The 24,710-nt window shown below is 61.6% G+C and carries 35 protein-coding genes, 1 tRNA gene and 1 pseudogene; all 37 read right to left on the bottom strand.

Annotation, left to right across the window (positions count from 1 at the left end; all coding sequences use genetic code 11):
• Window positions 1-5: 5 nt before the first annotated feature.
• The 37 genes and pseudogenes from secF to fusA all read right to left on the bottom strand — a co-directional run bounded on the left by secF (window position 6) and on the right by fusA (window position 24,696).
• Window positions 6-1,040, bottom strand: a complete 1,035-nt coding sequence (gene secF, locus VITFI_RS06345) for a protein translocase subunit SecF (RefSeq protein ID WP_089416260.1) — start codon at window positions 1,038-1,040, stop codon at window positions 6-8.
• A 35-nt stretch (window positions 1,041-1,075) separates the two neighbouring features.
• A complete protein-coding gene (gene secD, locus VITFI_RS06340) occupies window positions 1,076-2,974 on the bottom strand; it encodes a protein translocase subunit SecD (RefSeq protein ID WP_089416259.1) in 1,899 nt (632 codons plus the stop codon).
• Window positions 2,975-3,064: 90 nt separating this feature from the next.
• Window positions 3,065-3,394 (bottom strand): preprotein translocase subunit YajC, encoded by a 330-nt coding sequence (yajC, locus tag VITFI_RS06335; RefSeq protein ID WP_089416258.1) that lies wholly within the window; start codon window positions 3,392-3,394, stop codon window positions 3,065-3,067.
• 156 nt (window positions 3,395-3,550) lie between these two features.
• Window positions 3,551-3,627 (bottom strand) — tRNA-Met (locus VITFI_RS06330).
• A 32-nt stretch (window positions 3,628-3,659) separates the two neighbouring features.
• The gene (gene dsbD, locus VITFI_RS06325) at window positions 3,660-5,528 is read right to left on the bottom strand and encodes a protein-disulfide reductase DsbD (protein WP_198301645.1); all 1,869 of its coding nucleotides are present in this window, start codon (window positions 5,526-5,528) and stop codon (window positions 3,660-3,662) included.
• A 129-nt stretch (window positions 5,529-5,657) separates the two neighbouring features.
• Window positions 5,658-6,035, bottom strand: a complete 378-nt coding sequence (rplQ, locus tag VITFI_RS06320; protein ID WP_089416256.1) for a 50S ribosomal protein L17 — start codon at window positions 6,033-6,035, stop codon at window positions 5,658-5,660.
• A gap of 118 nt (window positions 6,036-6,153) precedes the next feature.
• Window positions 6,154-7,143: a DNA-directed RNA polymerase subunit alpha gene (locus tag VITFI_RS06315; protein WP_089416255.1), complete on the bottom strand. Its 990-nt coding sequence runs from the start codon at window positions 7,141-7,143 to the stop codon at window positions 6,154-6,156.
• A 148-nt stretch (window positions 7,144-7,291) separates the two neighbouring features.
• Entirely contained in the window at window positions 7,292-7,915 is a 624-nt protein-coding gene (rpsD, locus tag VITFI_RS06310; RefSeq protein ID WP_089417995.1) for a 30S ribosomal protein S4, read from the bottom strand.
• A 244-nt stretch (window positions 7,916-8,159) separates the two neighbouring features.
• Complete coding sequence (gene rpsK, locus VITFI_RS06305; protein ID WP_089416254.1) at window positions 8,160-8,564, bottom strand: 30S ribosomal protein S11; 405 nt, start codon at window positions 8,562-8,564, stop codon at window positions 8,160-8,162.
• A gap of 29 nt (window positions 8,565-8,593) precedes the next feature.
• Entirely contained in the window at window positions 8,594-8,959 is a 366-nt protein-coding gene (rpsM, locus tag VITFI_RS06300) for a 30S ribosomal protein S13 (RefSeq protein WP_089416253.1), read from the bottom strand.
• 35 nt (window positions 8,960-8,994) lie between these two features.
• Window positions 8,995-9,108: a 50S ribosomal protein L36 gene (gene rpmJ, locus VITFI_RS06295; RefSeq protein WP_089416252.1), complete on the bottom strand. Its 114-nt coding sequence runs from the start codon at window positions 9,106-9,108 to the stop codon at window positions 8,995-8,997.
• Window positions 9,109-9,134: 26 nt separating this feature from the next.
• Complete coding sequence (gene infA / locus VITFI_RS06290; protein ID WP_089416251.1) at window positions 9,135-9,353, bottom strand: translation initiation factor IF-1; 219 nt, start codon at window positions 9,351-9,353, stop codon at window positions 9,135-9,137.
• A gap of 42 nt (window positions 9,354-9,395) precedes the next feature.
• The gene (secY, locus tag VITFI_RS06285; RefSeq protein ID WP_089416250.1) at window positions 9,396-10,706 is read right to left on the bottom strand and encodes a preprotein translocase subunit SecY; all 1,311 of its coding nucleotides are present in this window, start codon (window positions 10,704-10,706) and stop codon (window positions 9,396-9,398) included.
• Between the two features lie 33 nt (window positions 10,707-10,739).
• Entirely contained in the window at window positions 10,740-11,171 is a 432-nt protein-coding gene (gene rplO / locus VITFI_RS06280) for a 50S ribosomal protein L15 (RefSeq protein ID WP_089416249.1), read from the bottom strand.
• Between the two features lie 26 nt (window positions 11,172-11,197).
• Window positions 11,198-11,386, bottom strand: a complete 189-nt coding sequence (gene rpmD, locus VITFI_RS06275; protein ID WP_089416248.1) for a 50S ribosomal protein L30 — start codon at window positions 11,384-11,386, stop codon at window positions 11,198-11,200.
• 20 nt (window positions 11,387-11,406) lie between these two features.
• Window positions 11,407-11,925, bottom strand: a complete 519-nt coding sequence (gene rpsE / locus VITFI_RS06270; protein ID WP_089416247.1) for a 30S ribosomal protein S5 — start codon at window positions 11,923-11,925, stop codon at window positions 11,407-11,409.
• Window positions 11,926-11,951: 26 nt separating this feature from the next.
• On the bottom strand, window positions 11,952-12,311 hold the full coding sequence (gene rplR, locus VITFI_RS06265) for a 50S ribosomal protein L18 (protein WP_089416246.1): 360 nt from the start codon (window positions 12,309-12,311) through the stop codon (window positions 11,952-11,954).
• Between the two features lie 11 nt (window positions 12,312-12,322).
• A complete protein-coding gene (gene rplF / locus VITFI_RS06260) occupies window positions 12,323-12,856 on the bottom strand; it encodes a 50S ribosomal protein L6 (protein WP_089416245.1) in 534 nt (177 codons plus the stop codon).
• Window positions 12,857-12,874: 18 nt separating this feature from the next.
• Entirely contained in the window at window positions 12,875-13,270 is a 396-nt protein-coding gene (gene rpsH, locus VITFI_RS06255) for a 30S ribosomal protein S8 (protein ID WP_089416244.1), read from the bottom strand.
• A gap of 25 nt (window positions 13,271-13,295) precedes the next feature.
• Entirely contained in the window at window positions 13,296-13,601 is a 306-nt protein-coding gene (gene rpsN, locus VITFI_RS06250) for a 30S ribosomal protein S14 (RefSeq protein WP_089416243.1), read from the bottom strand.
• Window positions 13,602-13,609: 8 nt separating this feature from the next.
• Window positions 13,610-14,176, bottom strand: a complete 567-nt coding sequence (gene rplE / locus VITFI_RS06245) for a 50S ribosomal protein L5 (RefSeq protein WP_089416242.1) — start codon at window positions 14,174-14,176, stop codon at window positions 13,610-13,612.
• Window positions 14,177-14,187: 11 nt separating this feature from the next.
• Window positions 14,188-14,505 carry a 50S ribosomal protein L24 gene (rplX, locus tag VITFI_RS06240; RefSeq protein ID WP_089416241.1) on the bottom strand — a complete coding sequence of 106 codons (318 nt, stop codon included), beginning with the start codon at window positions 14,503-14,505 and terminating at the stop codon, window positions 14,188-14,190.
• A gap of 30 nt (window positions 14,506-14,535) precedes the next feature.
• Window positions 14,536-14,904: a 50S ribosomal protein L14 gene (gene rplN, locus VITFI_RS06235; protein ID WP_089416240.1), complete on the bottom strand. Its 369-nt coding sequence runs from the start codon at window positions 14,902-14,904 to the stop codon at window positions 14,536-14,538.
• A 290-nt stretch (window positions 14,905-15,194) separates the two neighbouring features.
• Window positions 15,195-15,701, bottom strand: a complete 507-nt coding sequence (locus VITFI_RS06230; RefSeq protein WP_089416239.1) for a peroxiredoxin — start codon at window positions 15,699-15,701, stop codon at window positions 15,195-15,197.
• Between the two features lie 135 nt (window positions 15,702-15,836).
• Window positions 15,837-16,103, bottom strand: a complete 267-nt coding sequence (gene rpsQ / locus VITFI_RS06225; RefSeq protein WP_089416238.1) for a 30S ribosomal protein S17 — start codon at window positions 16,101-16,103, stop codon at window positions 15,837-15,839.
• A complete protein-coding gene (gene rpmC / locus VITFI_RS06220; protein ID WP_089416237.1) occupies window positions 16,100-16,300 on the bottom strand; it encodes a 50S ribosomal protein L29 in 201 nt (66 codons plus the stop codon). Before rpmC ends, rpsQ begins: the two co-directional genes overlap by 4 nt.
• A gap of 14 nt (window positions 16,301-16,314) precedes the next feature.
• Window positions 16,315-16,731 (bottom strand): 50S ribosomal protein L16, encoded by a 417-nt coding sequence (rplP, locus tag VITFI_RS06215; protein WP_089416236.1) that lies wholly within the window; start codon window positions 16,729-16,731, stop codon window positions 16,315-16,317.
• Between the two features lie 146 nt (window positions 16,732-16,877).
• Window positions 16,878-17,570 (bottom strand): annotated as a pseudogene (rpsC, locus tag VITFI_RS06210) (30S ribosomal protein S3); the annotation flags it as partial.
• Between the two features lie 8 nt (window positions 17,571-17,578).
• Entirely contained in the window at window positions 17,579-17,908 is a 330-nt protein-coding gene (gene rplV / locus VITFI_RS06205) for a 50S ribosomal protein L22 (RefSeq protein ID WP_089416234.1), read from the bottom strand.
• A gap of 12 nt (window positions 17,909-17,920) precedes the next feature.
• Window positions 17,921-18,196, bottom strand: coding sequence for a 30S ribosomal protein S19 (gene rpsS, locus VITFI_RS06200; RefSeq protein ID WP_089416233.1), 276 nt, complete (start codon window positions 18,194-18,196; stop codon window positions 17,921-17,923).
• A gap of 12 nt (window positions 18,197-18,208) precedes the next feature.
• Entirely contained in the window at window positions 18,209-19,033 is an 825-nt protein-coding gene (gene rplB, locus VITFI_RS06195; RefSeq protein ID WP_089416232.1) for a 50S ribosomal protein L2, read from the bottom strand.
• 2 nt (window positions 19,034-19,035) lie between these two features.
• Window positions 19,036-19,347, bottom strand: coding sequence for a 50S ribosomal protein L23 (rplW, locus tag VITFI_RS06190; protein ID WP_089416231.1), 312 nt, complete (start codon window positions 19,345-19,347; stop codon window positions 19,036-19,038).
• Entirely contained in the window at window positions 19,344-19,964 is a 621-nt protein-coding gene (gene rplD / locus VITFI_RS06185; protein ID WP_089416230.1) for a 50S ribosomal protein L4, read from the bottom strand. The genes rplW and rplD overlap by 4 nt, the downstream gene beginning before the upstream one ends.
• A complete protein-coding gene (rplC, locus tag VITFI_RS06180; protein ID WP_089416229.1) occupies window positions 19,964-20,635 on the bottom strand; it encodes a 50S ribosomal protein L3 in 672 nt (223 codons plus the stop codon). The genes rplD and rplC overlap by 1 nt, the downstream gene beginning before the upstream one ends.
• Before the next feature lie 250 nt (window positions 20,636-20,885).
• On the bottom strand, window positions 20,886-21,197 hold the full coding sequence (gene rpsJ, locus VITFI_RS06175) for a 30S ribosomal protein S10 (protein ID WP_019561663.1): 312 nt from the start codon (window positions 21,195-21,197) through the stop codon (window positions 20,886-20,888).
• 71 nt (window positions 21,198-21,268) lie between these two features.
• The gene (tuf, locus tag VITFI_RS06170) at window positions 21,269-22,459 is read right to left on the bottom strand and encodes an elongation factor Tu (protein WP_089415880.1); all 1,191 of its coding nucleotides are present in this window, start codon (window positions 22,457-22,459) and stop codon (window positions 21,269-21,271) included.
• Between the two features lie 131 nt (window positions 22,460-22,590).
• Window positions 22,591-24,696 carry an elongation factor G gene (gene fusA / locus VITFI_RS06165; protein ID WP_089416228.1) on the bottom strand — a complete coding sequence of 702 codons (2,106 nt, stop codon included), beginning with the start codon at window positions 24,694-24,696 and terminating at the stop codon, window positions 22,591-22,593.
• Window positions 24,697-24,710 lie beyond the last annotated feature (14 nt).

Raw genomic sequence — 24,710 nt, 5'->3', positions numbered from 1 at the left:
GGAATCTACACCACCGCCCCCGCGTTCGGATCATCCGGGTCGGACGCCTTGCTCGGCCCCCCCTTGATCAGATCCTCGCGCTTGACGCCCAGCCACATGGCAATCGCCGCAGCCACGAACACCGACGAGTAAATGCCAAACAAAATGCCGATGGTCAGGGCCACGGCAAAGTAGTGCAGCGTCGGGCCACCAAACAGCAACATCGACAGCACCATCATCTGCGTCGAACCGTGGGTGATGACGGTGCGGCTCATGGTCGAGGTGATGGCGTGGTTGATGACCTCGGCGGTGGTCATCTTGCGGTACTTGCGGAAGGCTTCGCGGATTCGGTCAAAGATCACCACCGACTCGTTCACCGAGTAGCCCAACACCGCCAACACCGCTGCCAGTACGGAGAGTGAGAACTCCCACTGGAAGAAGGCAAAAAAGCCCAAGATGATGATGACATCGTGCAAGTTGGCCACGATGGCGGCCACGGCGAACTTCCACTCGAAGCGGATCGCCAAGTAAATCATGATGCCGGCAACCACGAACAGCAGCGCCTTGGCGCCATCTTCGGCCAACTCATCACCCACGGACGGGCCGACGAACTCGGTGCGAGAGAGCGTCAGCGGCTCACCTGCTGCCGTGGTGCAAGCCGGGCGGCTCACCTGCTCGCCTTGCGGGGTGGTGTACTGCCGAGTCGCCACCTGGCCTTGTTCGGCTGCGCACAACGCGCCGAACACCTGCGCCGACAGCTCCGACTGCTTGACACCTTGGCGCACCGGCAAGCGGATCATCACATCCCGCGAGGTGCCAAAGTTTTGCACCTGTACATCGCCCAGTTTCAGGGTGTCCACCACCTGACGCACCTTGCCCAGGTCAGCCGCTTGCTGATAGGCCACCTCCAGCACGGTGCCACCGGTGAACTCGATCGACAGGTGCAACCCACGCGTCACCAAGAAAAACACTGCCGCCACGAAGGTCAGCGCCGAAATCAGGTTGAACACCAGCGCATGCCGCATGAACGGGATGTCGCGGCGAATCCGGAAAAACTCCATCAGTCCACTCCAGGAATCAGTTCAGGGCAACGGGCTCAAGCCGCATCCGACGAGGCTGTGGGCTGCTGCTCGGCCACCGGCACCGGGCGCCACACCTGGCCAATCGACACCGATTTGAGCCGCTTTTGCCGCCCGTACCACAGGTTGACGAGGCCACGCGAGAACATCACCGCCGAGAACATCGAGGTCAAGATACCCAGGCAATGCACCACGGCAAAACCGCGCACCGGGCCCGACCCAAAGGCCAGCAAGGCCACACCGGCAATCAGCGTGGTGATGTTGGAATCCAAAATCGTGGCCCAGGCACGTTCGTAACCGGCGTGGATGGCCGCTTGTGGCGACGCCCCGTTGCGCAGCTCTTCACGCACCCGCTCGTTGATCAGCACGTTGGCATCAATGGCCATGCCCAGCGCCAACGCAATGGCCGCAATGCCCGGCAAGGACAGCGTGGCTTGCATCAGCGACAGCACCGCCACCAGCATCAACAGGTTGAACGCCAACGCCAGCGACGAGAACAGGCCAAACAGCATGTAGTACAGGCACATGAACACGGCGATGGCCGCAAAGCCCCACACCACGCTCTTGAAGCCCTTTTCAATGTTGTCTGCGCCCAAGCTCGGACCAATGGTGCGCTCTTCGATGATCTCCATCGGCGCAGCCAGCGAACCCGCACGCAGCAGCAGCGCTTGATCGTTGGCTTCTTGCGTGGTCATGCGGCCAGAAATCTGCACGCGCCCGCCACCGATTTCGGAGCGAATCACCGGTGCCGTCACCACTTCACCCTTGCCCTTTTCGAACAAGAGAATGGCCATGCGTTTGTTGACGTTTTCACGCGTCACGTCGCGGAAAATGCGGGCGCCTTTGGCGTCCAGGGTCAGGTGCACGGCCGGTTGTTGATGGTCGTCGAAGCCGGCTTGGGCGTCCGTCAGGTTGTCCCCGGTGAGGATGACTTGGCGCTTGACGATCAGCGGGCCACCGCCCCGCTCAACATACCGCTCCGTGCCAAACGGCACCGGCGCTGCGCCTACGGCAGCTGCGGCGGCTTCGGGCGAGTCGTCCACCAGACGCACCTCCAGGGTGGCGGTGCGACCGATGATGTCCTTGGCCTTGGCGGTGTCTTGCACCCCCGGCAGTTGCACCACGACGCGATCCAGGCCTTGCTGCTGAATCACCGGCTCAGCCACGCCCAACTCGTTCACCCGGTTGTGCAACGTGGTGATGTTCTGCTTGAGCGCCGCTTCTTGCACCTTCACAGCGGCAGGCGGTTTGAGGGTGCCACTCAGGGCCAAATCACCGTTGCTGGCGGCGACTTCCGTCCAGGCCACATCGGGCTGGGCATCGGACAGCACGCCCAACGCCGTGGTGCGGGTGGCGGCGTCACGGAAGTTGACCACCACCGTCTGCCCATCACGCGTGATGCCGGCGTGGCGGATGTTCTTGTCGCGCAGCGTGCTGCGGATGTCGCCCGTCAGCGCCTCGGCCTTCTTGGTCAAGGCGGCCTTCATGTCCACTTGCATCAAGAAGTGAACCCCGCCGCGCAAGTCCAGCCCCAGGTACATCGGCAAAGCGTGCAGGCTGCTCAACCAAGCCGGTGAGCGTGGCACCAAGTTGAGCGCCACGATGTAACTCGGATCGGCTGCATCCGGGTTCAGTGCCTTGGAAATGGCATCCTTGGCTTTGATTTGGGTGTCGGTGTCCGCGAAGCGTGCGCGCACCGAGTTGCCTTCAAACTGCACATACACCGCCGACACCCCCGCTTGCTGGAGGGCTTGCTCGACGCGCTCTTGCAGCTTGGCATCGATCTTCAGCGTGGCCTTGCCGCTGGAGACTTGCACCGCTGGCGCCTCACCAAAAAAGTTGGGCAGGGTGTAGACCAGGCCCACCACCAGCGTGAAAGCCAGCAGCAGGTATTTCCAGAGAGGGTAGCGATTCATGGGCAGAGCGGCCGGCCACCGCGAGGCGCCGACTCCATGTGACAAGGGCGCGGCATCACGCACGCGCCCTGGCTTCTGGCAGGAAGGGAATTACTTGAAGGTGCCCTTGGGCAGCACTTGCACCACGGCCTGGCGCTGCACTTGGATTTCCACACCGTTGGCCACTTCGAGGTGGAGGACGTTGTCCCCCAGCTTGCTCACACGGCCCAGGATGCCACCGCCGATGACCACTTCATCGCCCTTGGCCAGGGCGTCGATCATGCTCTTGTGTTCCTTTTGGCGCTTCATCTGCGGGCGGATCATGACGAAGTAGAGCACCCCGAACATCAGGATCAGGGGCAAGAACTGCATCAGACCACCGGCCGCTCCACCGGCGGCAGCGTCGGTGGCGGCTTGTGCGTAAGCGTTGGAGATGAACACTGCGGCTTCCTTTGTCTCAAGTCGATTGCGAGGGGTCGTCCCGATGCCCGGGGCACCGGCAAAAGCTTCGGATTGTAGGCTGGCAATCGGGCCCGCACTGCCTGCGCTGCCCCCAAAGCGAAAAGGCCCTTGTCGTGAGACAAGGGCCTTTGAATTTGGTTGCGGGGGCAGGATTTGAACCTGCGACCTTTGGGTTATGAGCCCAACGAGCTACCCGACTGCTCCACCCCGCGTCGGAAGAATTCAATTATGCACAGGTTTCGGTTCAGAGTCCAGCTTTTTTCAAAGAATTTTCAAAATCACGTGCCGGCAGGAAGCCCACCACCCGCGCTTCGGCCACTTCGCGGCCTTGTGCATCGAAAAAAATCGTACCTGGCGGGCCAAATAACTGGAAGCGCTTGAGCAAGGCCCGGTCGGCCTCGCTGTTGGCGGTCACATCGGCTTTGAGCACCACCGCCCCTGCCAGCCGACGCTGCACCGCCGGATCGCTGAAGGTGAAGCGCTCCATCTCTTTACACGACACGCACCAATCGGCGTAAAAGTCCAGCATCACCGGGCGACCCGCACTCCGCAAACGCTGCTCCAGCTCCTGCACACTGCGCACAGGTTCAAAACGCAAGCCGGTGGTTGCCGGAGCGCCATCTGTGGCAGCGGGGCGCACCCAATGGCTCAACGGTTGCAGCGGATCGCGCCCACCCGAGACGGCCCCGGCCAGCTGCATCACCCCGAGCGTCAGCGCCACCAAGCCGGCAGCGCGTTGCAACCAGACGCGTGGCGCCCCAGCGTGCGGATGGGCATCGAATGGCCGCAGCATGAACCCGATCACCAGCAGCAGCGTGCCCCACAGCAGCAACATGACGCCCATGGGCAACACCGGTTGCAGCGTCCACAGAGCCACACCGATCAGCAGCAAACCAAAGAAATGCTTGACGCCGTTCATCCACGCCCCCGAGCGCGGCAGCAGCGTCCCGGCGGAGGCGCCCAGCACCAACAACGGCGTGCTCATGCCCACGGCCATGGCAAACAAGGCGGTGGCGGCCAGCAGCACATCCCGGGTTTGGCTGAGGAACAGCAGCACACCCGCCAACGGTGCGGTGACACAGGGGCTGACGATCAGCGCCGACACGCCGCCCATGAGGAACACCCCCAGCAAGCGCCCGCCCGGCAAAGCGCGCGAAGCGCCGTCCAAGCGCGACGCCCAATGGATCGGCAGGCGCAACTCGTACACATCGAACATCGACAGCGCAAAGCCCACCAGCAGCGCCGCAAACAAAGCCAGCACCCACGGTTGCTGCATCCACGCGGCCAAGCCCTCGCCGGCCAGACCCGCCGCCACGCCCAAACCGGCATACACCAGCGCCATGCCCAGCGAATACGCCGCCGCCAACAGCAGCCCGCGCCCGCGTGACACTTCGCCCCCACCCGCGATGATGGACGACAAAATCGGCACCATCGGCAACACGCACGGCGTGAACGACAGCAACAGACCCATCAACCAGAACGCACCCATCGCGGTGAGCAGCGAACCTTGCCTCAGCACCGATTCCACTGCGTTGCTACGGCGGTTTGCCCCATCGTCGGTTGGCAGTGCGGCAACGGGCGCCGAGGTTGGCGCCGCTGCGCCCAGCATGCTGGACGATGCTGTGGCGTCGGCCAACACCACCGCCCCATCTCCACCCCAAGCACGCAATGACACGCGCAGCGTTTGGGTTTGCGGGGGGTAACACAGGCCGGCATCGGCACAGCCTTGGGAATTCACCGTCAAAGTGAAGGGGCCGGCGGCTTGGGTCACAGGAACGGTGAAACTCAGCCCACCGTGGTAAGTTTCGACGTCCTTTTGGAAGTTCTCGTCGAACTTGACCTTGCCCGGCGGAATCACCGGTTCGCCAAGGATCACCCCGTCCGGGGCTTGAACGCTCAGGCGCTCACGGTACAGGTAGTAGCCGGGCGCCACGTCGAAGCGCACTTCGACCGTGCGTTCATCTTTGGCCTGGGCACTGAGGCGAAACGCCTGCTCAGGTTCCAAAAAAGCGTTGGCGGCTTGAACCAAGCCGCTCCAGCACAGCCACAGCAGTGCCAACCCCAACGTGATCCAGGTGCGCCGCACGCGCCCGGTGCTCGAATGTGTGTCCATGCTCATCCTTACCTCAGGGCGCGAAGTATGGCGCCAAGACCGCCGCCCGCGCAGGCATGGTTTGAGCCGTTAAGAAATGCAAAAGGGCTGGCACATGGCCAGCCCTTTCAAGCATGGGAGCGTCGGTGCTTATTCAGCAGCGGCTTCTTCCACACGATCCACCAGCTCCATGTAGGCCATCGGTGCGTTGTCGCCCACGCGGAAGCCCATCTTCAGGATGCGGGTGTAGCCGCCCGGACGCGAAGCGCAGCGCTTGCCCAGGTCGTTGAACAGCTTGGTGACGATGTCGCGGTCGCGCAGACGGGCAAAAGCCAGACGGCGGTTGGCAACGGTGTCCACCTTGGCCAGGGTGATCAGCGGCTCGACGACGCGACGCAGTTCCTTGGCCTTGGGGACGGTGGTCTTGATGGCTTCATGACGCAGCAGCGAAACCGACATGTTGCGCAGCATGGCTGCACGGTGTTCGCTGGTACGGTTGAGCTTGCGCAGGCCATTTCCGTGACGCATGGTGCTTTCCTTTCGTTATTGAACCCCGGCCGGTCAGGTACCGGGGTGTGCACTGGTGTGGAACATGAAACGGGCCACCTCGGTTGAAGCGGCCCGGCAAAGGGTCAGGACACTGAAATCAGCGCTTGTCCAGACCTTGGGGCGGCCAGTTTTCTAGGCGGGCACCCAGGGTCAGGCCACGCGAGGCCAGAACTTCCTTGATTTCGTTGAGCGACTTGCGACCCAGGTTCGGGGTCTTGAGCAGCTCGGTCTCGGTGCGCTGGATCAGATCACCGATGTAATAGATGTTTTCGGCCTTCAGGCAGTTGGCCGAACGCACGGTGAGTTCGAGCTCGTCCACCGGACGCAGCAGGATCGGATCGAACACCGCCGCGCTCTTGGCGCTTTGGTCGATGATGCTGCCCACATCGCCAGCGTCGAGCTGGGCGAAGACGGCCAGTTGTTCCACCAGGATCTTGGCCGAAGCGCGGATCGCTTCCTCGGGCGAGATGGCGCCGTTGGTTTCGATCTCCATCACCAGCTTGTCCAAGTCGGTACGCTGCTCCACGCGGGCGTTTTCGACGGCGTAGCTCACGCGCTTGACCGGCGAGAACGAAGCGTCCAGCACGATGCGGCCGATCGACTTGGTCGGCTCATCGCCATAACGACGCATGTTGCCCGGCACGTAACCACGGCCTTTTTCGACCTTGATCTGCATGTCCAGCTTGCCGCCTTGAGCCAGATGGGCGATGACGTGATCCGGGTTGACAATTTCGACGTCGTGCGGGGTCTGGATGTCAGCGGCCGTGACGGGGCCCTCGCCTTCCTTGCGCAGCACCAGGGTCACTTCGTCGCGGTTGTGCAGACGGAACACCACGCCCTTGAGGTTGAGCATGATGTGAACCACATCCTCGGACACACCGTCAATGGCCGAGTACTCATGCAGCACCCCGGCGATCGTCACTTCGGTCGGCGCGTAACCCACCATCGACGACAGCAGCACGCGACGCAGCGCGTTGCCCAGCGTATGACCGTAACCACGCTCGAACGGCTCCAGCGTGACCTTGGCGCGGTAGCCGCCCAGCGGCTCCGCAACGATGGCTTTGGGTTTCAGCAGATTGGTTTGCATGTAAGTCCTGTTCCTCTCAATACCCTCGGCTCGTTACACCGATAAGGCTGACGGACTGCGCCGGAAGCGAAAAAACCCGCCACGGAACCGGCGTGCCGCAGCGGGGTGTTTCACAGGCCGGCAGCGAGGCCGGCTGTGGGAATCGTCATCAACGCGAGTACAACTCAACGATCAGCGATTCGTTGATGTCGGCGCCGAATTCGTCGCGATCCGGCGTCTTCTTGAAGGTGCCTTCTTGCTTGGACAGATCCACCGACACCCAGGCCGGCAAACCGATCGAATCGGCCAGCTTCAGGGCTTCAGCGATACGCACTTGCTTCTTGGCCTTTTCGCGCACGGCAATCACGTCGCCAGCCTTCACTTGGAAGGAGGGGATGTTCACCACTTGACCGTTCACGGTCAGGGCCTTGTGCGACACCAACTGGCGAGCTTCCGCACGGGTCGAACCGAAGCCCATGCGGTACACCACGTTGTCCAGACGCGATTCCAACAAGGTCAGCAGGTTGGCACCGGTCGAGCCCTTGCGGCGGTCGGCTTCAGCGAAGTAACGGCGGAATTGACGCTCCAGCACGCCGTACATGCGCTTGACCTTCTGCTTTTCACGCAGTTGCAGGCCGAAGTCCGAGGTGCGCGAGCCGGAGGTGCGACCATGTTGGCCAGGCTTGGCTTCGAACTTGCACTTGTCGCTGATGGCGCGGCGGGCGCTCTTCAGGAACAGGTCGGTGCCTTCACGGCGAGACAGTTTGGCCTTGGGGCCGAGGTAACGTGCCACGTTGGATCCTTGTTGGGCAGTGCTGACGAGGCAGGGCGACACGCGCTACAGCCGCAAAAGGCCGACGAGCTGCGCAAACGCTCCCTCGCGAGTTCATCACGCTGTGCCGACACAATGCCAGACACCGCACGACGAACAGTGGGCTTGGAGTGAAAATGGCCGACGATGGCATACACCTTCGTCGGCTAGCGAGAAACCGCGCATTGTAGCAAGGGAATCGACTCCCCTGCGAAACATCACTGCATCAGATGCGACGACGCTTTTGCGGACGGCAACCGTTGTGCGGCACCGGGGTCACGTCGGAGATCGAGGTGATGCGGATGCCCAGCGAAGCCAGGGCGCGCACCGAGGATTCACGGCCGGGGCCGGGACCCTTGATCTTCACGTCCAGGTTCTTGATGCCTTGTTCTTGGGCGGCACGGCCAGCCACTTCCGCAGCCACCTGAGCGGCGAACGGGGTGGACTTACGCGAGCCCTTGAAACCTTGACCACCCGACGAAGCCCACGACAGGGCGCCGCCTTGACGGTCGGTGATGGTGATGATGGTGTTGTTGAACGAAGCGTGGACGTGCGCGACGCCGTCCGCCACATTCTTACGAACCTTCTTGCTGACGCGACGTGCAGCGGAGTTGGCAGGTGCTTTGGCCATGGTGTGTACCTCTAGATGCGAGCGTCAGCTTACTTCTTCAGCGCGGCGGCACCCTTGCGCGGACCCTTGCGAGTGCGAGCGTTGGTGCGAGTGCGCTGGCCACGCAGCGGCAGGCCGCGACGATGGCGGAAGCCACGGTAGCAGCCCAAGTCCATCAAACGCTTGATGTTCATGGATTGCTCACGGCGCAGGTCACCTTCAATGGTGAGCTTGCCCACTTCTTCCCGGATTTTTTCCAGGTCACCGTCGGTCAGATCCTTGATCTTCTTGGAGAAGGGGATACCGACGGCTTCGCAAATTTTTTGCGCCGTGGGGCGGCCGATGCCGTAGATGTAGGTCAGGCCGATTTCCGCGTGCTTTTGCGGCGGAATGTTGATACCAGCAATACGTGCCATTTGGATTCCTTGGATTCGCTGTGGACGTCAGCCAATCAGCCTTGACGCTGCTTGTGGCGGGGGTCGGTGCAGATCACACGAACCACGCCATTGCGGCGGATGATCTTGCAATTGCGGCAGATCTTCTTCACAGATGCTGCGACTTTCATGATCTTCTCCTAGATCCTTCAAACGCTCATTTCGCCCGGAACACGATGCGAGCGCGACTCAAATCGTAAGGCGTCAGTTCGACCGTCACCCGGTCACCGGGCAAGATGCGGATGTAATGCATGCGCATCTTTCCAGAGATGTGTCCCAGCACCACATGCCCGTTTTCCAGCTTCACACGGAAGGTGGCGTTGGGCAGGTTCTCCAGGATCTCCCCCTGCATCTGGATGACGTCGTCTTTTGCCATGTGTTGTTCAGCTCACGGTGCCCGCATCGCAGGCCACGGGTTTCAGCCCTTGAAATTCGCTTTCTTCAGCAACGACTCGTACTGTTGGCTCATCACGTACGACTGCACCTGAGCCCAGAAGTCCATCGTCACCACCACAATGATCAGCAGCGAAGTGCCGCCGAAGTAGAACGGTACGTTGTACTTGAGCACCAAGAACTCGGGCAACAAGCACACCGCCGTGATGTAGAGGGCCCCTGCCAACGTCAGGCGCGCCAGCACCTTGTCGATGTACTTGGCCGTCTGCTCACCCGGACGAATGCCCGGAATGAACGCACCGCTCTTCTTCAGGTTGTCGGCCGTCTCACGGCTGTTGAACACCAAGGCCGTGTAGAAGAAGCAGAAGAACACGATCATCGCGGCGTAGTAGAGCAGCACGTAGATCGGCTGACCCGGCGACAGGGCTGATGAGATGTCCTTGAGCCAGCGCATGCCCTCACCGGTGGCGAACCAGCCCACCACCGTGGCCGGCAGCAGGATGATCGACGAGGCGAAGATCGGCGGAATCACACCCGACATGTTGAGCTTCAGCGGCAAGTGCGACGATTGACCACCGTACACCTTATTGCCGACCTGACGCTTGGCGTAATTCACCAAGATCTTGCGCTGGCCACGCTCGACGAACACCACGCCATAGGTGACTCCGATCACCAAAGCAAGGATGAACAGGCAGGCAATGATGCTCATGGCACCCGTACGCACCAGCTCGAACAGCCCCCCGACCGCACTGGGCAGACCCGCCGCAATGCCTGCGAAGATCAGGATCGAGATCCCGTTGCCCAAACCGCGTTCGGTGATTTGCTCACCCAACCACATCAGGAACATCGTGCCGGCCACCAGGCTGACCACCGCCGTCAGACGGAAGCCCATGCCCGGGCTGATCACCAAACCCGTGGAGCCTTCCAGCGCCAGGGCAATGCCCAGCGACTGAAACACTGCCAGCAACAGCGTGCCGTAACGGGTGTACTGGGTGATCTTGCGCCGACCCGCTTCGCCTTCCTTCTTCAACGACTCCAGCGTGGGCACCACGTAGGTCATGAGCTGCATGATGATCGATGCCGAGATGTACGGCATGATCCCCAGCGCAAAGACCGTGAAACGCGACAGCGCGCCACCCGAGAACATGTTGAACAAGTTCAGGATGCCGCCCTGCTGCCCTTCGAAAAGAGCTTGCAGTTGCTGCGGGTTGATGCCCGGCACGGGGATGTGCGCCCCAATGCGGTACACCAACAACGCCAACAACAGAAAGGTCAGTCGGCGATACAGATCACCGAACTTGCCCGACTTGGCCAGTTGATTGGGGGAGGTTGCCACGGGTGACGATGTCCTTCAGTCGCCGCGAACGAATCAGGCCAGCGAGCCGCCGGCAGCTTCGATCACTGCCTTGGCGCCAGCGGTGGCACCGATGCCCTTGAGCACCACAGCCTTGGACAGCTCGCCCGCCTTGATGACCTTGACGGTCTTGGCGATTTGCGGCACCAGACCAGCGGCCTTCAGGGCCAGCAGATCGACTTCCGCAGTGTCCAGAGCTTGCAGTTCGCCCAGGGTCACCTCGGCGTTGAACTTCAGCTGAGCCGACTTGAAACCACGCTTGGGCAGACGGCGTTGCAGCGGCATTTGACCGCCTTCAAAACCGACCTTGTGGTAGCCACCGGCACGCGACTTCTGACCCTTGTGACCGCGACCCGCAGTCTTGCCCAGGCCCGAGCCGATGCCACGGCCCACGCGACGCTTGGCGTGCTTGGAGCCTTCAGCGGGCTTGATGGTATTGAGTTCCATTGCTTTCCCTTCGTCGGTCCGGCGCTTTACAGCACCTGAACCAGGTAGGAAATCTTGTTGATCATGCCGCGCACCGCAGGGGTGTCTTCCAGCACGCTTTGGCTGTTGAGCTTGCGCAGGCCCAGACCGCGCACCGTGTCACGGTGCGACTGCTTGCAGCCGATCGGGCTCTTCACCAGCTTGACCGTGACGGTCTTCTTGGCTTCAGTGGTCATGAATCCTTCTCCCGAGCCGCTCAGTTGAACAGCTCTTCGACCGACTTGCCGCGCTTGGCAGCAATTTCGGCCGGAGTCGTGCAACGCTTCAGGGCGTCCAGCGTGGCGCGCACCATGTTGTAAGCGTTGGTGGAGCCGTGGCTCTTGGCGACGATGTCGGTGACACCCATCACTTCGAACACAGCGCGCATCGGGCCGCCAGCAATGATGCCGGTACCAGCGGGAGCCGGCAGCAGCATCACGCGAGCTGCACCGTGCTCACCTTCCACGCGGTGGTGGATGGTGCCGTTCTTCAGGTTGACCTTGGCCAGGTTGCGGCGGGCCGATTCCATGGCCTTTTGCACCGAAACCGGCACTTCCTTGGCCTTGCCTTTGCCCATGCCAATGCGACCGTCGCCATCGCCGACCACCGTCAGAGCCGCGAAGCTCAGCGTGCGACCGCCCTTCACCACTTTGGTGACGCGGTTCACGGCGATCATCTTTTCCTTCAGGCCGTCGTCATTGCCTTCGGCTTGAGCGCGAGCTTGAAACTTTGCCATTTCAATATTCCCTTAGTGCGCTGCGATCAGAATTGCAGACCGGCTTCGCGGGCAGCCTCGGCCAGCGCCTTGACGCGGCCGTGGTACGCGAAACCAGCGCGGTCGAAGGCAACCTTCTCGACGCCAGCGGCCTTGGCCTTTTCGGCGATGCGCTTGCCCACCACAGCAGCCGCTGCGGCGTTGCCACCCTTGGCGGTCAGCGATTCGCGCACTTCCTTCTCGGCGGTCGAGGCCGAAGCCACCACCTTGGTGCCGCATTCGGAAATGACGCTGGCGTAGATGTGCAGGTTCGAGCGGAAGACGGTCAAACGGGCGACGCCTTGCTTGGCAATGCGCTCGCGGGTTTGGCGCGAACGACGCAGGCGCTGCTCTTTCTTGTTCAGCATGGTGTCGCTCCTTACTTCTTCTTGGTCTCTTTGATGACCACGCGCTCGTCCGCATAGCGGATGCCCTTGCCCTTGTAAGGCTCGGGCGGACGGAACGCACGCACTTCAGCAGCCAACTGACCCACCACTTGGCGGTCGGCACCCTTGATCAGGATTTCGGTCTGCGTGGGGGTGGTCACGGTGATGCCAGCGGGCATGTCCTTGACCACAGGGTGCGAGAAACCGATTTGCAGGTTCAGCTTCTGGCCTTGGGCTTGGGCACGGAAACCCACGCCAACCAGGGTCAGCTTCTTCTCAAAACCCTTGCTCACGCCGTTGATCATGTTGGCCAGCAGCGCACGGGTGGTGCCGCTCATCGCATCGGCTTCAGCCGATTCGTTGGCGGGGGCCACCTTGAGCTTGCCGTCTTCGGCCTTCACGGTCACCAGCGGGTGAGCCGGGCGAACCAGGGTGCCCAGGGCACCCTTGATGGTGATTTGATCAGCAGCGATCTTGACATCCACGCCTTGCGGGATGGAGACCGGCAGTTTTCCAACGCGGGACATTTGCTCAGCTCCTTTCCGTTAGGCGACGTAGCACAGCACTTCGCCGCCGACACCGGCTGCGCGTGCCTTGCGATCGGTCATCACACCCTTCGGGGTGGTGACGATGGCCACACCCAGGCCATTCATGACCTGAGGAATGGCGTCGCGGCCACGGTAGATGCGCAGGCCAGGACGGCTCACGCGCTCGATGCGCTCGATCACCGGACGACCGGCGTAGTACTTCAGGCTGATCGCCAGTTCGCTCTTGCCGCTGTCCGTCGTCACCGCGAAACCGTCGATGTAACCTTCATCCTTCAGCACTTGGGCAATCGCCACCTTGAGCTTGGACGCGGGCATCGCCACCGAAGCCTTTTCAACGGCTTGGGCGTTACGGATGCGGGTCAGCATGTCGGCGATAGGATCACTCATGCTCATAGCTGTTCTCTCCTAAATCGCCTGATTACCAGCTGGCCTTGATGACGCCAGGGATGTCGCCCTTGAAGGCGAGATCACGAACCTTGCTGCGCGCCAGGCCGAAAGTACGGAACGTACCACGGGGACGGCCAGTCAGTTCGCAACGGTTGCGCAGACGGGTCGGGTTGGCGTTGCGCGGCAGCTTTTGCAGCTCCAGGCGGGCGGCATAACGCTCTTCTTCCGACTTTTTGGCGTTGTCGATGATGGCCTTCAGTTCCGCGTACTTCTTCGCGTACTTGGCGACCAGCTTTTCGCGCTTGTCTTCACGCTGCTTCAGAGACACTTTTGCCACAGGTCACCTCAGTTCTTGAACGGGAAGCGGAAGGCAGCCAGCAGGGCCTTGCACTCGTCGTCGGTCTTGGCGGTGGTGGTGAAGGAGATGTTCATGCCACGGATCGCGTCGATCTTGTCGTACTCGATTTCCGGGAAAATGATCTGTTCCTTGACACCGATGTTGTAGTTGCCACGGCCGTCGAACGAGCGACCCGAGATCCCACGGAAGTCACGCACACGCGGCAGAGCCACGGTGACGAAACGATCCAGGAATTCGAACATGCGGGCGCCACGCAGGGTCACCATGCAGCCGATGGGCACGTTTTCGCGGATCTTGAAGCCGGCGATGGCCTTGCGGCTCTTGGTCACGACAGGCTTTTGGCCAGCGATCTTGGTCAGATCGCCCACAGCGTGATCCATCACCTTCTTGTCGGCCACAGCTTCGCTCACGCCCATGTTCAGGGTGATCTTCACCAGGCGCGGCACTTCCATCACCGACTTGTAGCCAAACTTGGCCATCAGCTCAGGCACAACCTTGGCCTGATAGAAGGCTTGCAGGCGGGCTTCGACGGCAGGCTTTTGCAGTTGAGTCATCTTGCCGCTCCTCAGGCCTTGATCTCTTCGCCGCTGGACTTGAACACGCGCACATTCTTGCCGTCTTGCGACTTCTTGATGCCTACGCGGTCAGCCTTGCCAGCAGCAGCGTTCCAGATCGCCACATTGGACTGGTGGATCGGCATGGTCTTGTCGACCACGCCACCTTGGGTGCCCTTCAGGGGGTTCGGCTTGACGTGCTTCTTCACGACGTTCACGCCTTCGACCACGATGTAGTCGGCGTCCACGCGCTCAGCGACGGTGCCGCGCTTGCCTTTGTCACGGCCAGTGAGCACCACCACCTGGTCGCCCTTGCGAATCTTGTTCATCGCGTTTCCTTCGATTCCGATGGCCGAGCGTCAGATGACTTCAGGTGCCAGCGACACGATCTTCATGAAGCGCTCGGAACGCAGTTCACGCGTCACCGGGCCGAAGATGCGGGTGCCGATGGGCTCCAGCTTGGCGTTGAGCAGCACGGCGGCGTTGCCGTCGAACTTGATCAGCGAGCCGTCTTGGCGACGCACGCCCTTGGCGGTACGCACCACCACGGCGTTGTACACATCGCCCTTCTTGACGCGACCACGCGGTGCAGCTTCCTTGATGCTGACCTTGATGATGTCACCGATACCGGCGTAACGACGCTTGGAGCCGCCCAGCACCTTGATGCACATGACGGACTTCGCGCCCGTGTTGTCCGCGACATCAAGCCGCGATTGCATTTGGATCATGTCTATTCCCCAACTTGCTCCCGCTTGGCCACACCCCGATGGTGTGACTTGTGCGGTCAGTCTTGGGCCCGTCTTGTTGAACCAGCCAGCGAGCTGGTCAACCGGTGGGCTGAAAACCAGCCAACCCTCAGCCTCGACACACGCTTTTTTGTGCCACCCTGGGGGCGACAGCGCGTGAAGACCAAAAGCTGACCAGCGAAGCCAGTGATTATCACGTCACTTGGACTTGACTGTCAAGCGGCTTCGTGTGTATGGGATCACATTGAGCGCCCGCATGGGACGCTTCGCGTTCACAGGGCGCGAATTTGTGCCAGCAAGGTGGCCGCATCGCTCACAGCGTAGCCACCGCCACCTTCGAGGTTGAGCAGGCGCACTTCCCCGTCCACCACGTAGGCCGAGTAGCGCTGCGAGCGCACGCCCAGGCCCTTGGCTGAAAGGTCGAGAACCAGATCGGCGGCGCGAGCAAAGTCAGCCGAGCCATCGGCCAGCATACGCACTTTGCCAGCAGCGCTTTGGTCACGGCCCCAAGCGCCCATCACGAACGCGTCGTTCACGGACAGGCACCAGATCTCATCCACACCGGCGGCCTTGAAATCATCGAAGGCCTGGATATAACCGGGCAGGTGTTGGGCCGAGCATGCCGGCGTGTAGGCGCCAGGCAGGGCAAACAGGGCAATCTTCTTGCCCTGGGCCGCTGCCGCGCTGTTCACCGCGTTCGGGCCGAGGCTGCAACCTTCGGTGGCCACGTCGATGAATTCGTACAGGGTGGTTTCGGGCAGGCGGTCGCCAACTTTCATCGTCTCGTCCTTGGTGTAGAGGAAAACGACCGCTCGCACAAAGCAAAACGGCCAAAACGGCGCAGTATCGCGACGCTTTGGCCGTTTAACCGGCAACGGGGGAATCAAGCCCACCCGCCGCAGGGATTTGGTTGATCAGACCAGACGTGCTTTCTCGACCAAACGGGTCACCACCCAGTTCTTGGTCTTGGACAGCGGACGAGATTCCGAAATCTCGACGGTGTCGCCCATCTTGTACTCGCCCTTTTCGTCGTGGGCGTGGTACTTGCGCGATTGGCCGACGATCTTGCCGTACAGCTCGTGCTTCACACGACGCTCCACCAGCACGGTCACGGTCTTGGCGCGCTTGTCGCTGACCACGCGGCCGATCAGGGTGCGTTGGATCTTGGTGGCTTCGCTCATTGCGCAGCTCCCTTCTTCTTCTCGGCCAAAACGGTCTTGGCACGAGCGATGTCGCGGCGGACATTGCCCAACTGAGCGGTGTTGCCCAGTTGTTGGGTGCCCTTTTGCATGCGCAGGTTGAAGTGGGCCTTCAGGAGATCGGTGATCTCCTTTTCCAGCGCCGCCACATCCTTGGCTCGCAGTTCAGATGCTTTCATGGTGTGTCCTTCCTTCAGGCGCCGATGTGGCGGGCCACGAAGGTGCAACGCAGCGGCAGCTTGGCAGCAGCCAGCGTGAACGCTTCACGCGCCAGGGCTTCCGGCACGCCGTTGATCTCGTAGAGCACCTTACCCGGCTGGATTTCAGCCACGTAGTACTCCGGGTTGCCCTTACCGTTACCCATACGGACTTCAGCCGGCTTTTGCGAGATCGGCTTGTCCGGGAAGATGCGGATGAAGATGCGGCCACCGCGCTTGATGTGGCGCGAGATGGCACGACGGGCAGCTTCGATCTGGCGAGCGGTGATGCGACCGCGCTCGGTGGCCTTCAGGCCGAATTCGCCGAACGACACGTCAGCGCCACGGGTGGCGATGCCGGTGTTACGTCCTTTTTGTTCCTTGCGGAACTTGCGACGGTTCGGTTGCAACATGCTTATTCTCCTTTGCCTTCAGCGGCAGGCGCAGCCTTGCGCACGCGCTGAGCACCGGCACCGGGCGCGCCAGCGGGCTTGTCGCCACGCGGAGCACCACGGTCATTGCTGCCCGGACGGCCACGGCCACCCGGAGCGCCCGGACGGGCGTTGCGACGCGGACGACGTTCTTCTTCTTGACCCTCGCCCTTGAGCACCGGCGCTTCGCCGTTGGCCAGGCGGTCACCACGGTAGACCCACACCTTGACGCCGATGACGCCGTAGGTGGTTTTGGCTTCCGAGAAACCGTAGTCGATGTCAGCTTTCAGGGTGTGCAGGGGCACACGGCCTTCGCGATACCACTCGGTACGAGCGATTTCGATGCCGTTCAGACGGCCAGCAGACATGATCTTGATGCCCAAGGCGCCCAGACGCATGGCGTTCTGCATCGCACGCTTCATGGCGCGGCGGAACATGATGCGCTTTTCCAGCTGCTGGGTGATCGAGTCGGCGATCAGTTGAGCATCGACTTCCGGCTTGCGCACTTCTTCGATGTTCACGGCCACCGGCACGCCCAGACGCTTGGTCAGTTCGGCCTTCAGGTTTTCGATGTCCTCGCCCTTCTTGCCGATCACCACACCCGGACGTGCCGAGAAGATGGTGATGCGTGCGTTCTTGGCGGGGCGCTCGATCAGGATGCGCGAGACGGCGGCGCTTTTCAGCTTGGCCTTCAGGTACTCGCGCACATCCAGGTCTTCAGCCAGCATGCCGGCGAAGTTGCGGTTGTTCGCGTACCAGCGCGACGACCAGGCGCGGGTGACAGCCAGGCGGAAGCCGGTCGGATGGATTTTTTGTCCCATGGTCTTCCTCAGTTCCCCACGGTCACGTAGATGTGGCAGGTGCCCTTGCTGATGCGGTTGCCACGGCCCTTAGCGCGGGCGGAGAAACGCTTCAGCGTCGGGCCTTGCTCGACGTAGATCGAAGTGACCTTCAGTTCGTCGATGTCAGCGCCGTCGTTGTGCTCGGCGTTGGCGATGGCGCTTTGCAGCGCCTTCTTGACGATGCCGGCGGCCTTCTTCTGCGTGAACGTCAGGATGTCGAGCGCCAGGCCCACCTTCTTGCCACGGATCAGATCCGCGACCAGACGGCCCTTGTCAGCCGACAGGCGCACATCACGAACGATTGCTTTGGTTTCCATCGTCGTGTCCTTTTACTTCTTGGCCTTCTTGTCCGCAGGGTGACCCTTGAACGTGCGGGTCAGCGCGAACTCGCCCAGCTTGTGGCCGACCATTTGGTCGGTCACGTACACGGGCACATGCTGCTTGCCGTTGTGCACGGCGATGGTCAGGCCAATGAAGTCCGGCAGGATGGTCGAACGACGCGACCAAGTCTTGAGCGGCTTCTTGTCCTTCGTGGCAATGGCCTTCTCAACCTTGGCCAGAAGGTGGTGGTCCACGAAGGGACCCTTCTTGAGTGAACGTGCCATGGTGTCCAGCCCTTACTTCTTACGACGCGAGACGATGAAAGTCTGCGTGCGCTTGTTGCTGCGAGTGCGGTAGCCCTTGGCCTGCGTGTTCCACGGCGAAACAGGCACTTGGCCTTCGCCGGTGCGGCCTTCGCCACCACCGTGCGGGTGATCCACCGGGTTCATCGCCACACCGCGAACGGTCGGGCGGACACCCTTCCAGCGGATGGCACCAGCCTTGCCGTATTGGCGCAGGTTGTGCTCTTCGTTGCTCACTTCACCGATGGTGGCGCGGCAATCGATGTGAATCTTGCGCACTTCACCCGAGCGCAGGCGAACCTGAGCGTAGGTGCCTTCACGGGCCATCAGCGTCACCGAGGTGCCAGCCGAGCGAGCGATTTGCGCCCCCTTGCCAGGCAGCATTTCGACGCAGTGGATGGTCGAACCCACGGGAATGTTGCGGATGGGCAGCGTGTTGCCAGCCTTGATCGGAGCTTCAGCGCCGTTCATGACGGTCGCGCCAACTTCCAGACCACGCGGGGCGATGATGTACGCACGGGAACCGTCGGCGTAGCACACCAGGGCGATGTGAGCGGTACGGTTCGGGTCGTACTCGATGCGCTCAACCTTCGCAGGGATGCCATCCTTGTTGCGGACGAAGTCCACCACACGGTAGTGGTGCTTGTGACCACCGCCCTTGTGGCGCATCGTGATGTGACCGTTGTTGTTACGGCCCGACTTCTGCTTTTGCGGTTCCAGCAGCGAAGCTTCCGGAGCGCCCTTGTGCAGGTGCTTGTGGACGACCTTGACGACGGCGCGGCGGCCCGGCGAGGTCGGCTTGACTTTGACGACAGCCATGATTACGCAGCCTCCCCGGAGAAGTTCAGCTCTTGGCCTTCCTTGAGCGACACATACGCCTTCTTGACGTGGTCACGGCGGCCCATGTTGCGACCGAAGCGCTTGGACTTGCCCTTGACGTTCACGACGTTCACGGCAGCCACTTCGACCTTGAACAGCAGTTCAACCGCAGCCTTGATTTCGGGCTTGCTGGCATCGCGCAGCACCTTGAACACCACTTGGTTGGACTTTTCAGCAACCTGGGTGGCCTTCTCGGAGATCACCGGAGCGACCAGCACCTGGGCCAGACGGCCTTCGTTGAATTGGGCGCTCATGCGAACATCTCCTTGAGTTGCTCGATCGCGGCCTTGGTGACCAGCACCTTCTTGTACTTCACCAGTGCCAGCGGATCAGCGTAGCGCGGCTCCACAACCAGCACGTTGGGCAGGTTGCGCGAGGCCAGGGCCAGGTTGTCGTCCACTTGATCAGCGATCACCAGCACCGAGTCCAGACCCATGGCCTTGAACTTGGCAGCCAGCAGCTTGGTCTTTGGGGCTTCCAGCGTCAGCGAGTCCACCACGGCCAGGCGACCATCACGGGCCAACTGCGACAGGATGGTGGCCATGCCAGCGCGGTACATCTTCTTGTTCAGCTTATGCGAGAAGTTCTCGTCCGGCTTGTTCGGGAAGATGCGACCGCCCCCACGCCACAGCGGCGAGGAGGTCATACCGGCGCGAGCGCGGCCGGTGCCCTTCTGGCGGAAAGGCTTCTTGGTCGAGTGATGAACTTCGGCGCGGGTCAGCTGGGCGCGGGTGCCTTGACGGGCGTTGGCTTGGAAAGCCACCACGACCTGGTGAACCAGGGCTTCGTTGTAGTCGCGGGCGAACACGGTGTCAGGAGCGTCCACCTTGGCAGCGGCCTGACCTTGTTCGTTCAGGAGCTCGAGTTGCATCAGTTGGCTCCCTTCTTGGCCTTGGCCTTGACGGCAGGGCGCACGACCACATGGCCGTTCTTGGCGCCCGGCACAGCACCCTTGACCAGCAGCAGCTGGCGGGCTTCGTCCACGCGGACGATGTCCAGGTTCTGGGTGGTGACGGTTTCGTCGCCCATGTGGCCGGACATCTTCTTGCCCGGGAACACGCGGCCCGGATCCTGCGCCATGGAGATCGAGCCCGGCACGTTGTGCGAGCGGCTGTTACCGTGGGAGGCGCGCTGCGAACCGAAGTTGTGGCGCTTGATGGTGCCTGCGAAGCCCTTACCGATGGAGGTGCCTTGCACGTCCACCTTTTCGCCAGCGGCGAACAGGGTGACCGGCACAGCGGCGCCAGCCTTGTATTCGGCGGCGATTTCGGCGGTCACGCGGAATTCTTTCACCAGGGTACCGGCTTCCACACCCGCCTTGGCGAGGTGGCCAGCTTCCGGCTTGGTCACGCGCGAAGCTTTGCGCGAACCGAACACCACTTGCAGCGCGGTGTAGCCGTCGGTCTCAACGGTTTTGACCTGGGACACGCGGTTGTTGGACACATCCAGCACGGTCACGGGAATGGCGTCGCCATCGTCCGTGAACACGCGCATCATGCCCACTTTGCGACCCAGCAACCCGAGGCGATTGCTAAGACTCATGTTTTTTCTCCGTCCTCGCAGCTTTACTCATCTGCGAGACTGGGTTTCAAAAGTCCGACAACGATTGGTCGAACCAGCTTGGAGGTGCGTTGTTGCCGTCTGAACAAGCCCGGCGCGGCGCACACAAGACGGCAAAAGGGTGACTTTTCAGTCACCCTTTCACCGGAAAAGCCTGCGAGTATAAGCAGTGCCTAGAAATTGTGCAAGATGCCTGCGTTCAGACGCCCTGCCCTTTCCAAGCTGCGCAAACTCATTGCAGCTTGATCTCGACGTCCACGCCAGCCGGCAGATCCAGCTTCATCAGAGCGTCAACGGTCTTGTCGGTCGGATCCACGATGTCCATCAGACGTTGATGGGTGCGGATCTCGAACTGGTCGCGCGAGGTCTTGTTGACGTGCGGCGAACGCAGAATGTCGAAGCGCTGCATGCGGGTCGGCAGAGGCACGGGGCCCTTGACGATGGCGCCGGTGCGCTTGGCGGTGTCCACGATTTCCAGGGCCGACTGGTCGATCAGCTTGTAATCAAAGGCCTTCAGGCGGATGCGGATCTTTTGCTTTTGCATGACGATTCCTTCAAAAGAGCGATGAAAAACCGGCTGGGCAGCAAGGCCGCCCGGCCGGTTCGGTCATGCAATTACTCGATGATCTTGGCAACGACGCCGGCGCCGACGGTGCGGCCACCTTCACGGATGGCGAAGCGCAGACCTTCTTCCATGGCGATCGGGGCGATCAGCTTGACGGTCATCTGCACGTTGTCACCCGGCATCACCATTTCTTTGTCCTTGGGCAGCTCAACGGCGCCGGTGACATCGGTGGTGCGGAAGTAGAACTGCGGGCGGTAGTTGTTGAAGAACGGGGTGTGACGGCCACCTTCGTCCTTGGACAACACGTACACCTCGGCGGTGAAGTGGGTGTGCGGCTTGATGGAGCCCGGCTTGCACAGCACTTGGCCGCGCTCGACGTCTTCACGCTTGGTGCCGCGCAGCAGGATACCGACGTTGTCGCCGGCTTGACCTTGATCCAGCAGCTTGCGGAACATTTCCACGCCGGTGCAGGTGGTCTTGACGGTGGCGCGGATACCGACGATTTCGATTTCTTCGCCGACCTTGACGATGCCACGCTCAACACGGCCAGTCACCACGGTGCCACGACCGGAGATCGAGAACACGTCTTCCACAGGCATCAGGAAGGTGCCATCCACGGCGCGCTCAGGCGTCGGGATGTAGCTGTCCAGTGCATCGGCCAAGCGCATGATGGCGGCTTCGCCCAGTTCGCTTTGGTCGCCTTCGAGTGCCAGCTTGGCCGAGCCCTTGACGATCGGGGTGTCGTCGCCGGGGAAGTCGTACTTGGAGAGCAGCTCGCGCACTTCCATTTCGACCAGTTCCAGCAGTTCCTCGTCGTCCACCATGTCGCACTTGTTCAGGAACACGATGATGTAGGGAACGCCCACTTGGCGGGCCAGCAGGATGTGCTCACGGGTTTGGGGCATCGGGCCGTCAGCGGCCGAGCACACCAGGATGGCGCCGTCCATCTGGGCGGCACCCGTGATCATGTTCTTCACATAGTCGGCGTGACCCGGGCAGTCCACGTGAGCGTAGTGGCGGTTGGCCGTTTCGTACTCAACGTGCGCGGTGTTGATGGTGATGCCGCGAGCCTTCTCTTCCGGAGCGGCGTCGATCTGGTCGTAGGCCTTGGCTTCGCCGCCGAACTTCTTGGACAGGATCGTGGTGATCGCAGCCGTCAGGGTGGTCTTGCCGTGGTCAACGTGACCGATGGTGCCCACGTTCACGTGCGGCTTGGTCCGCTCGAACTTTTCCTTTGCCATTGCAAATTCTCCGTAGAAAGAACAGTCGCCAGTGTGAGGTTTAGGGTCTCCGCCGCGCTGAACTCACAGCCCCCGCCACTGGCGAACGGGGGGCAGGCATGCGAAGACCGTGAATCGGATGATTCGGGGGATTACTTGGCGCGAGCCGTGATGATGGCTTCGGACACGTTGCGAGGAGCTTCAGCGTACTGCTTGAACTCCATCGTGTACGTGGCACGGCCTTGCGACATCGAACGCAGCGTGGTCGAGTAGCCGAACATTTCGGACAGCGGGACTTCGGCCTTGATGATCTTGCCACCGCCGACCATGTCGTCCATGCCTTGAACCATGCCGCGACGGCTGGACAAATCGCCCATCACCGAGCCGGCGTAGTCTTCCGGGGTTTCGACTTCCACAGCCATCATCGGTTCGAGGATGACAGGGCTGGCTTGGCGCATGGCTTCCTTGAAGCCCATCGACGCAGCCATCTTGAAGGCGTTTTCGTTCGAGTCCACATCGTGGTACGAACCGAAGGTCAGGCGCACGCGCACGTCCACCACCGGGAAGCCGGCCAACACGCCGTTCGGCAGCGTGTCGATGACGCCCTTTTCCACCGCCGGGATGAATTCACGCGGCACCACGCCGCCCTTGATTTCGTCCACGAACTCGAAGCCCTTGCCACCCGGCTCCAGCGGATCCAGTGCCAGCACGACGTGACCGTATTGGCCCTTACCGCCCGACTGACGCACGAACTTGCCGTGAACTTCCGTCACGGCCTTGCGGATGGTTTCGCGGTAGGCCACTTGCGGCTTGCCGACGTTGGCTTCCACGCCGAACTCGCGCTTCATGCGGTCGACGATGATTTCCAGGTGCAGCTCGCCCATGCCGGAAATGATGGTCTGGCCCGATTCTTCGTCGGTACGCACGCGGAACGACGGATCTTCCGCAGCCAGACGGCCCAGTGCCAGGCCCATCTTTTCTTGGTCGGCCTTGGTCTTGGGTTCCACAGCCTGCGAGATCACGGGCTCAGGGAAGACCATCTTTTCCAGGGTGATGATGGCGTCCGGATCGCACAGGGTTTCACCCGTGGTCACGTCCTTCAAGCCCACGCACGCGGCGATGTCACCGGCCAGAATTTCCTTGATTTCTTCACGCTGGTTGGCGTGCATCTGGAGAATCCGGCCAATACGCTCTTTCTTGCCCTTGATCGGGTTGTAGACCGAAGCGCCGGAAGCCAGCACGCCGGAGTACACACGCACGAAGGTCAGCTGGCCGACGAACGGGTCGGTCATCAGCTTGAAGGCCAGGGCGGCGAACTTTTCCTTGTCGTCGGCCTTGCGGGTGACGGGCTGGTCATCGTCATCGGTGCCGCCGACCGGGGGAATGTCCACCGGGCTGGGCAGGAAGTCGATCACCGCGTCCAGCATGCGCTGCACGCCCTTGTTTTTGAAGGCGGTGCCGCACAGCATCGGCTGGATCTCGGTCGCCAGCGTGCGCATACGGATGGCCAGCTTGATCTCTTCCTCGGTGAGGTCGCCCTCTTCGAGGTACTTGTTCATCAGCTCTTCGGTCGCTTCAGCGGCCGTCTCGACCATCTTCTCACGCCATTCCTGAGCCACGTCAGCCAGGTCAGCCGGAATGTCCGTGTATTCGAACTTCATGCCCTGGGACGCTTCATCCCAGTAGATGGCCTTCATCTTGATCAGATCGACCACGCCCTTGAAGTTTTCTTCGGCGCCGATAGGAATCACCACGGGCACCGGGTTGGCCTTCAGGCGGGTCTTCATCTGATCCACAACCTTGAAGAAGTTGGCACCGGTGCGGTCCATCTTGTTCACGAAGGCCAGACGAGGCACCTTGTACTTGTTGGCTTGGCGCCACACGGTTTCCGACTGGGGCTGCACGCCACCCACCGCGCAGTACACCATGCACGCACCGTCCAGCACGCGCATGGAACGCTCCACCTCAATGGTGAAGTCCACGTGTCCCGGGGTGTCGATGATGTTGAAGCGGTGTTCCGGATAGTTCCGGTCCATGCCCTTCCAGAAGCAGGTCGTGGCAGCAGACGTGATGGTGATGCCGCGCTCTTGCTCTTGCTCCATCCAGTCCATCGTGGCGGCACCGTCGTGCACTTCACCGATCTTGTGGTTCACACCGGTGTAGTAGAGGATGCGCTCGGTGGTGGTGGTTTTGCCGGCGTCGATGTGGGCGGAAATACCGATGTTGCGGTACCGCTCGATGGGGGTCTGGCGAGCCATGAGGTCACTCCAAA

The organism is Vitreoscilla filiformis (assembly GCF_002222655.1).
Lineage (GTDB): Bacteria > Pseudomonadota > Gammaproteobacteria > Burkholderiales > Burkholderiaceae_C > Ideonella > Ideonella filiformis.
Note: the sequence above shows the minus strand (reverse complement) of the source record. Positions and strands in the feature narration are given on the sequence as shown.

What these genes read in the sequence shown, in the direction of transcription:
- secF (WP_089416260.1), bottom strand. Translation starts at nt 1,040, where the DNA reads ATGGAGTTTTTCCGGATTCGCCGCGACATCCCGTTCATGCGGCATGCG.
- secD (WP_089416259.1), bottom strand. Translation starts at nt 2,974, where the DNA reads ATGAATCGCTACCCTCTCTGGAAATACCTGCTGCTGGCTTTCACGCTG.
- dsbD (WP_198301645.1), bottom strand. Translation starts at nt 5,528, where the DNA reads ATGGACACACATTCGAGCACCGGGCGCGTGCGGCGCACCTGGATCACG.
- rplQ (WP_089416256.1), bottom strand. Translation starts at nt 6,035, where the DNA reads ATGCGTCACGGAAATGGCCTGCGCAAGCTCAACCGTACCAGCGAACAC.
- VITFI_RS06315 (WP_089416255.1), bottom strand. Translation starts at nt 7,143, where the DNA reads ATGCAAACCAATCTGCTGAAACCCAAAGCCATCGTTGCGGAGCCGCTG.
- rpsK (WP_089416254.1), bottom strand. Translation starts at nt 8,564, where the DNA reads ATGGCCAAAGCACCTGCCAACTCCGCTGCACGTCGCGTCAGCAAGAAG.
- rpsM (WP_089416253.1), bottom strand. Translation starts at nt 8,959, where the DNA reads ATGGCACGTATTGCTGGTATCAACATTCCGCCGCAAAAGCACGCGGAA.
- rpmJ (WP_089416252.1), bottom strand. Translation starts at nt 9,108, where the DNA reads ATGAAAGTCGCAGCATCTGTGAAGAAGATCTGCCGCAATTGCAAGATC.
- infA (WP_089416251.1), bottom strand. Translation starts at nt 9,353, where the DNA reads ATGGCAAAAGACGACGTCATCCAGATGCAGGGGGAGATCCTGGAGAAC.
- rplO (WP_089416249.1), bottom strand. Translation starts at nt 11,171, where the DNA reads ATGGAACTCAATACCATCAAGCCCGCTGAAGGCTCCAAGCACGCCAAG.
- rpmD (WP_089416248.1), bottom strand. Translation starts at nt 11,386, where the DNA reads ATGACCACTGAAGCCAAGAAGACCGTCACGGTCAAGCTGGTGAAGAGC.
- rpsE (WP_089416247.1), bottom strand. Translation starts at nt 11,925, where the DNA reads ATGGCAAAGTTTCAAGCTCGCGCTCAAGCCGAAGGCAATGACGACGGC.
- rplR (WP_089416246.1), bottom strand. Translation starts at nt 12,311, where the DNA reads ATGCTGAACAAGAAAGAGCAGCGCCTGCGTCGTTCGCGCCAAACCCGC.
- rplF (WP_089416245.1), bottom strand. Translation starts at nt 12,856, where the DNA reads ATGTCCCGCGTTGGAAAACTGCCGGTCTCCATCCCGCAAGGCGTGGAT.
- rpsH (WP_089416244.1), bottom strand. Translation starts at nt 13,270, where the DNA reads ATGAGCATGAGTGATCCTATCGCCGACATGCTGACCCGCATCCGTAAC.
- rplE (WP_089416242.1), bottom strand. Translation starts at nt 14,176, where the DNA reads ATGACTCAACTGCAAAAGCCTGCCGTCGAAGCCCGCCTGCAAGCCTTC.
- rplX (WP_089416241.1), bottom strand. Translation starts at nt 14,505, where the DNA reads ATGAACAAGATTCGCAAGGGCGACCAGGTGGTGGTGCTCACTGGCCGT.
- rplN (WP_089416240.1), bottom strand. Translation starts at nt 14,904, where the DNA reads ATGATCCAAATGCAATCGCGGCTTGATGTCGCGGACAACACGGGCGCG.
- VITFI_RS06230 (WP_089416239.1), bottom strand. Translation starts at nt 15,701, where the DNA reads ATGAAAGTTGGCGACCGCCTGCCCGAAACCACCCTGTACGAATTCATC.
- rpsQ (WP_089416238.1), bottom strand. Translation starts at nt 16,103, where the DNA reads ATGAGCGAAGCCACCAAGATCCAACGCACCCTGATCGGCCGCGTGGTC.
- rpmC (WP_089416237.1), bottom strand. Translation starts at nt 16,300, where the DNA reads ATGAAAGCATCTGAACTGCGAGCCAAGGATGTGGCGGCGCTGGAAAAG.
- rplP (WP_089416236.1), bottom strand. Translation starts at nt 16,731, where the DNA reads ATGTTGCAACCGAACCGTCGCAAGTTCCGCAAGGAACAAAAAGGACGT.
- rplV (WP_089416234.1), bottom strand. Translation starts at nt 17,908, where the DNA reads ATGGAAACCAAAGCAATCGTTCGTGATGTGCGCCTGTCGGCTGACAAG.
- rpsS (WP_089416233.1), bottom strand. Translation starts at nt 18,196, where the DNA reads ATGGCACGTTCACTCAAGAAGGGTCCCTTCGTGGACCACCACCTTCTG.
- rplB (WP_089416232.1), bottom strand. Translation starts at nt 19,033, where the DNA reads ATGGCTGTCGTCAAAGTCAAGCCGACCTCGCCGGGCCGCCGCGCCGTC.
- rplW (WP_089416231.1), bottom strand. Translation starts at nt 19,347, where the DNA reads ATGAGCGCCCAATTCAACGAAGGCCGTCTGGCCCAGGTGCTGGTCGCT.
- rplD (WP_089416230.1), bottom strand. Translation starts at nt 19,964, where the DNA reads ATGCAACTCGAGCTCCTGAACGAACAAGGTCAGGCCGCTGCCAAGGTG.
- rplC (WP_089416229.1), bottom strand. Translation starts at nt 20,635, where the DNA reads ATGAGTCTTAGCAATCGCCTCGGGTTGCTGGGTCGCAAAGTGGGCATG.
- rpsJ (WP_019561663.1), bottom strand. Translation starts at nt 21,197, where the DNA reads ATGCAAAAGCAAAAGATCCGCATCCGCCTGAAGGCCTTTGATTACAAG.
- tuf (WP_089415880.1), bottom strand. Translation starts at nt 22,459, where the DNA reads ATGGCAAAGGAAAAGTTCGAGCGGACCAAGCCGCACGTGAACGTGGGC.
- fusA (WP_089416228.1), bottom strand. Translation starts at nt 24,696, where the DNA reads ATGGCTCGCCAGACCCCCATCGAGCGGTACCGCAACATCGGTATTTCC.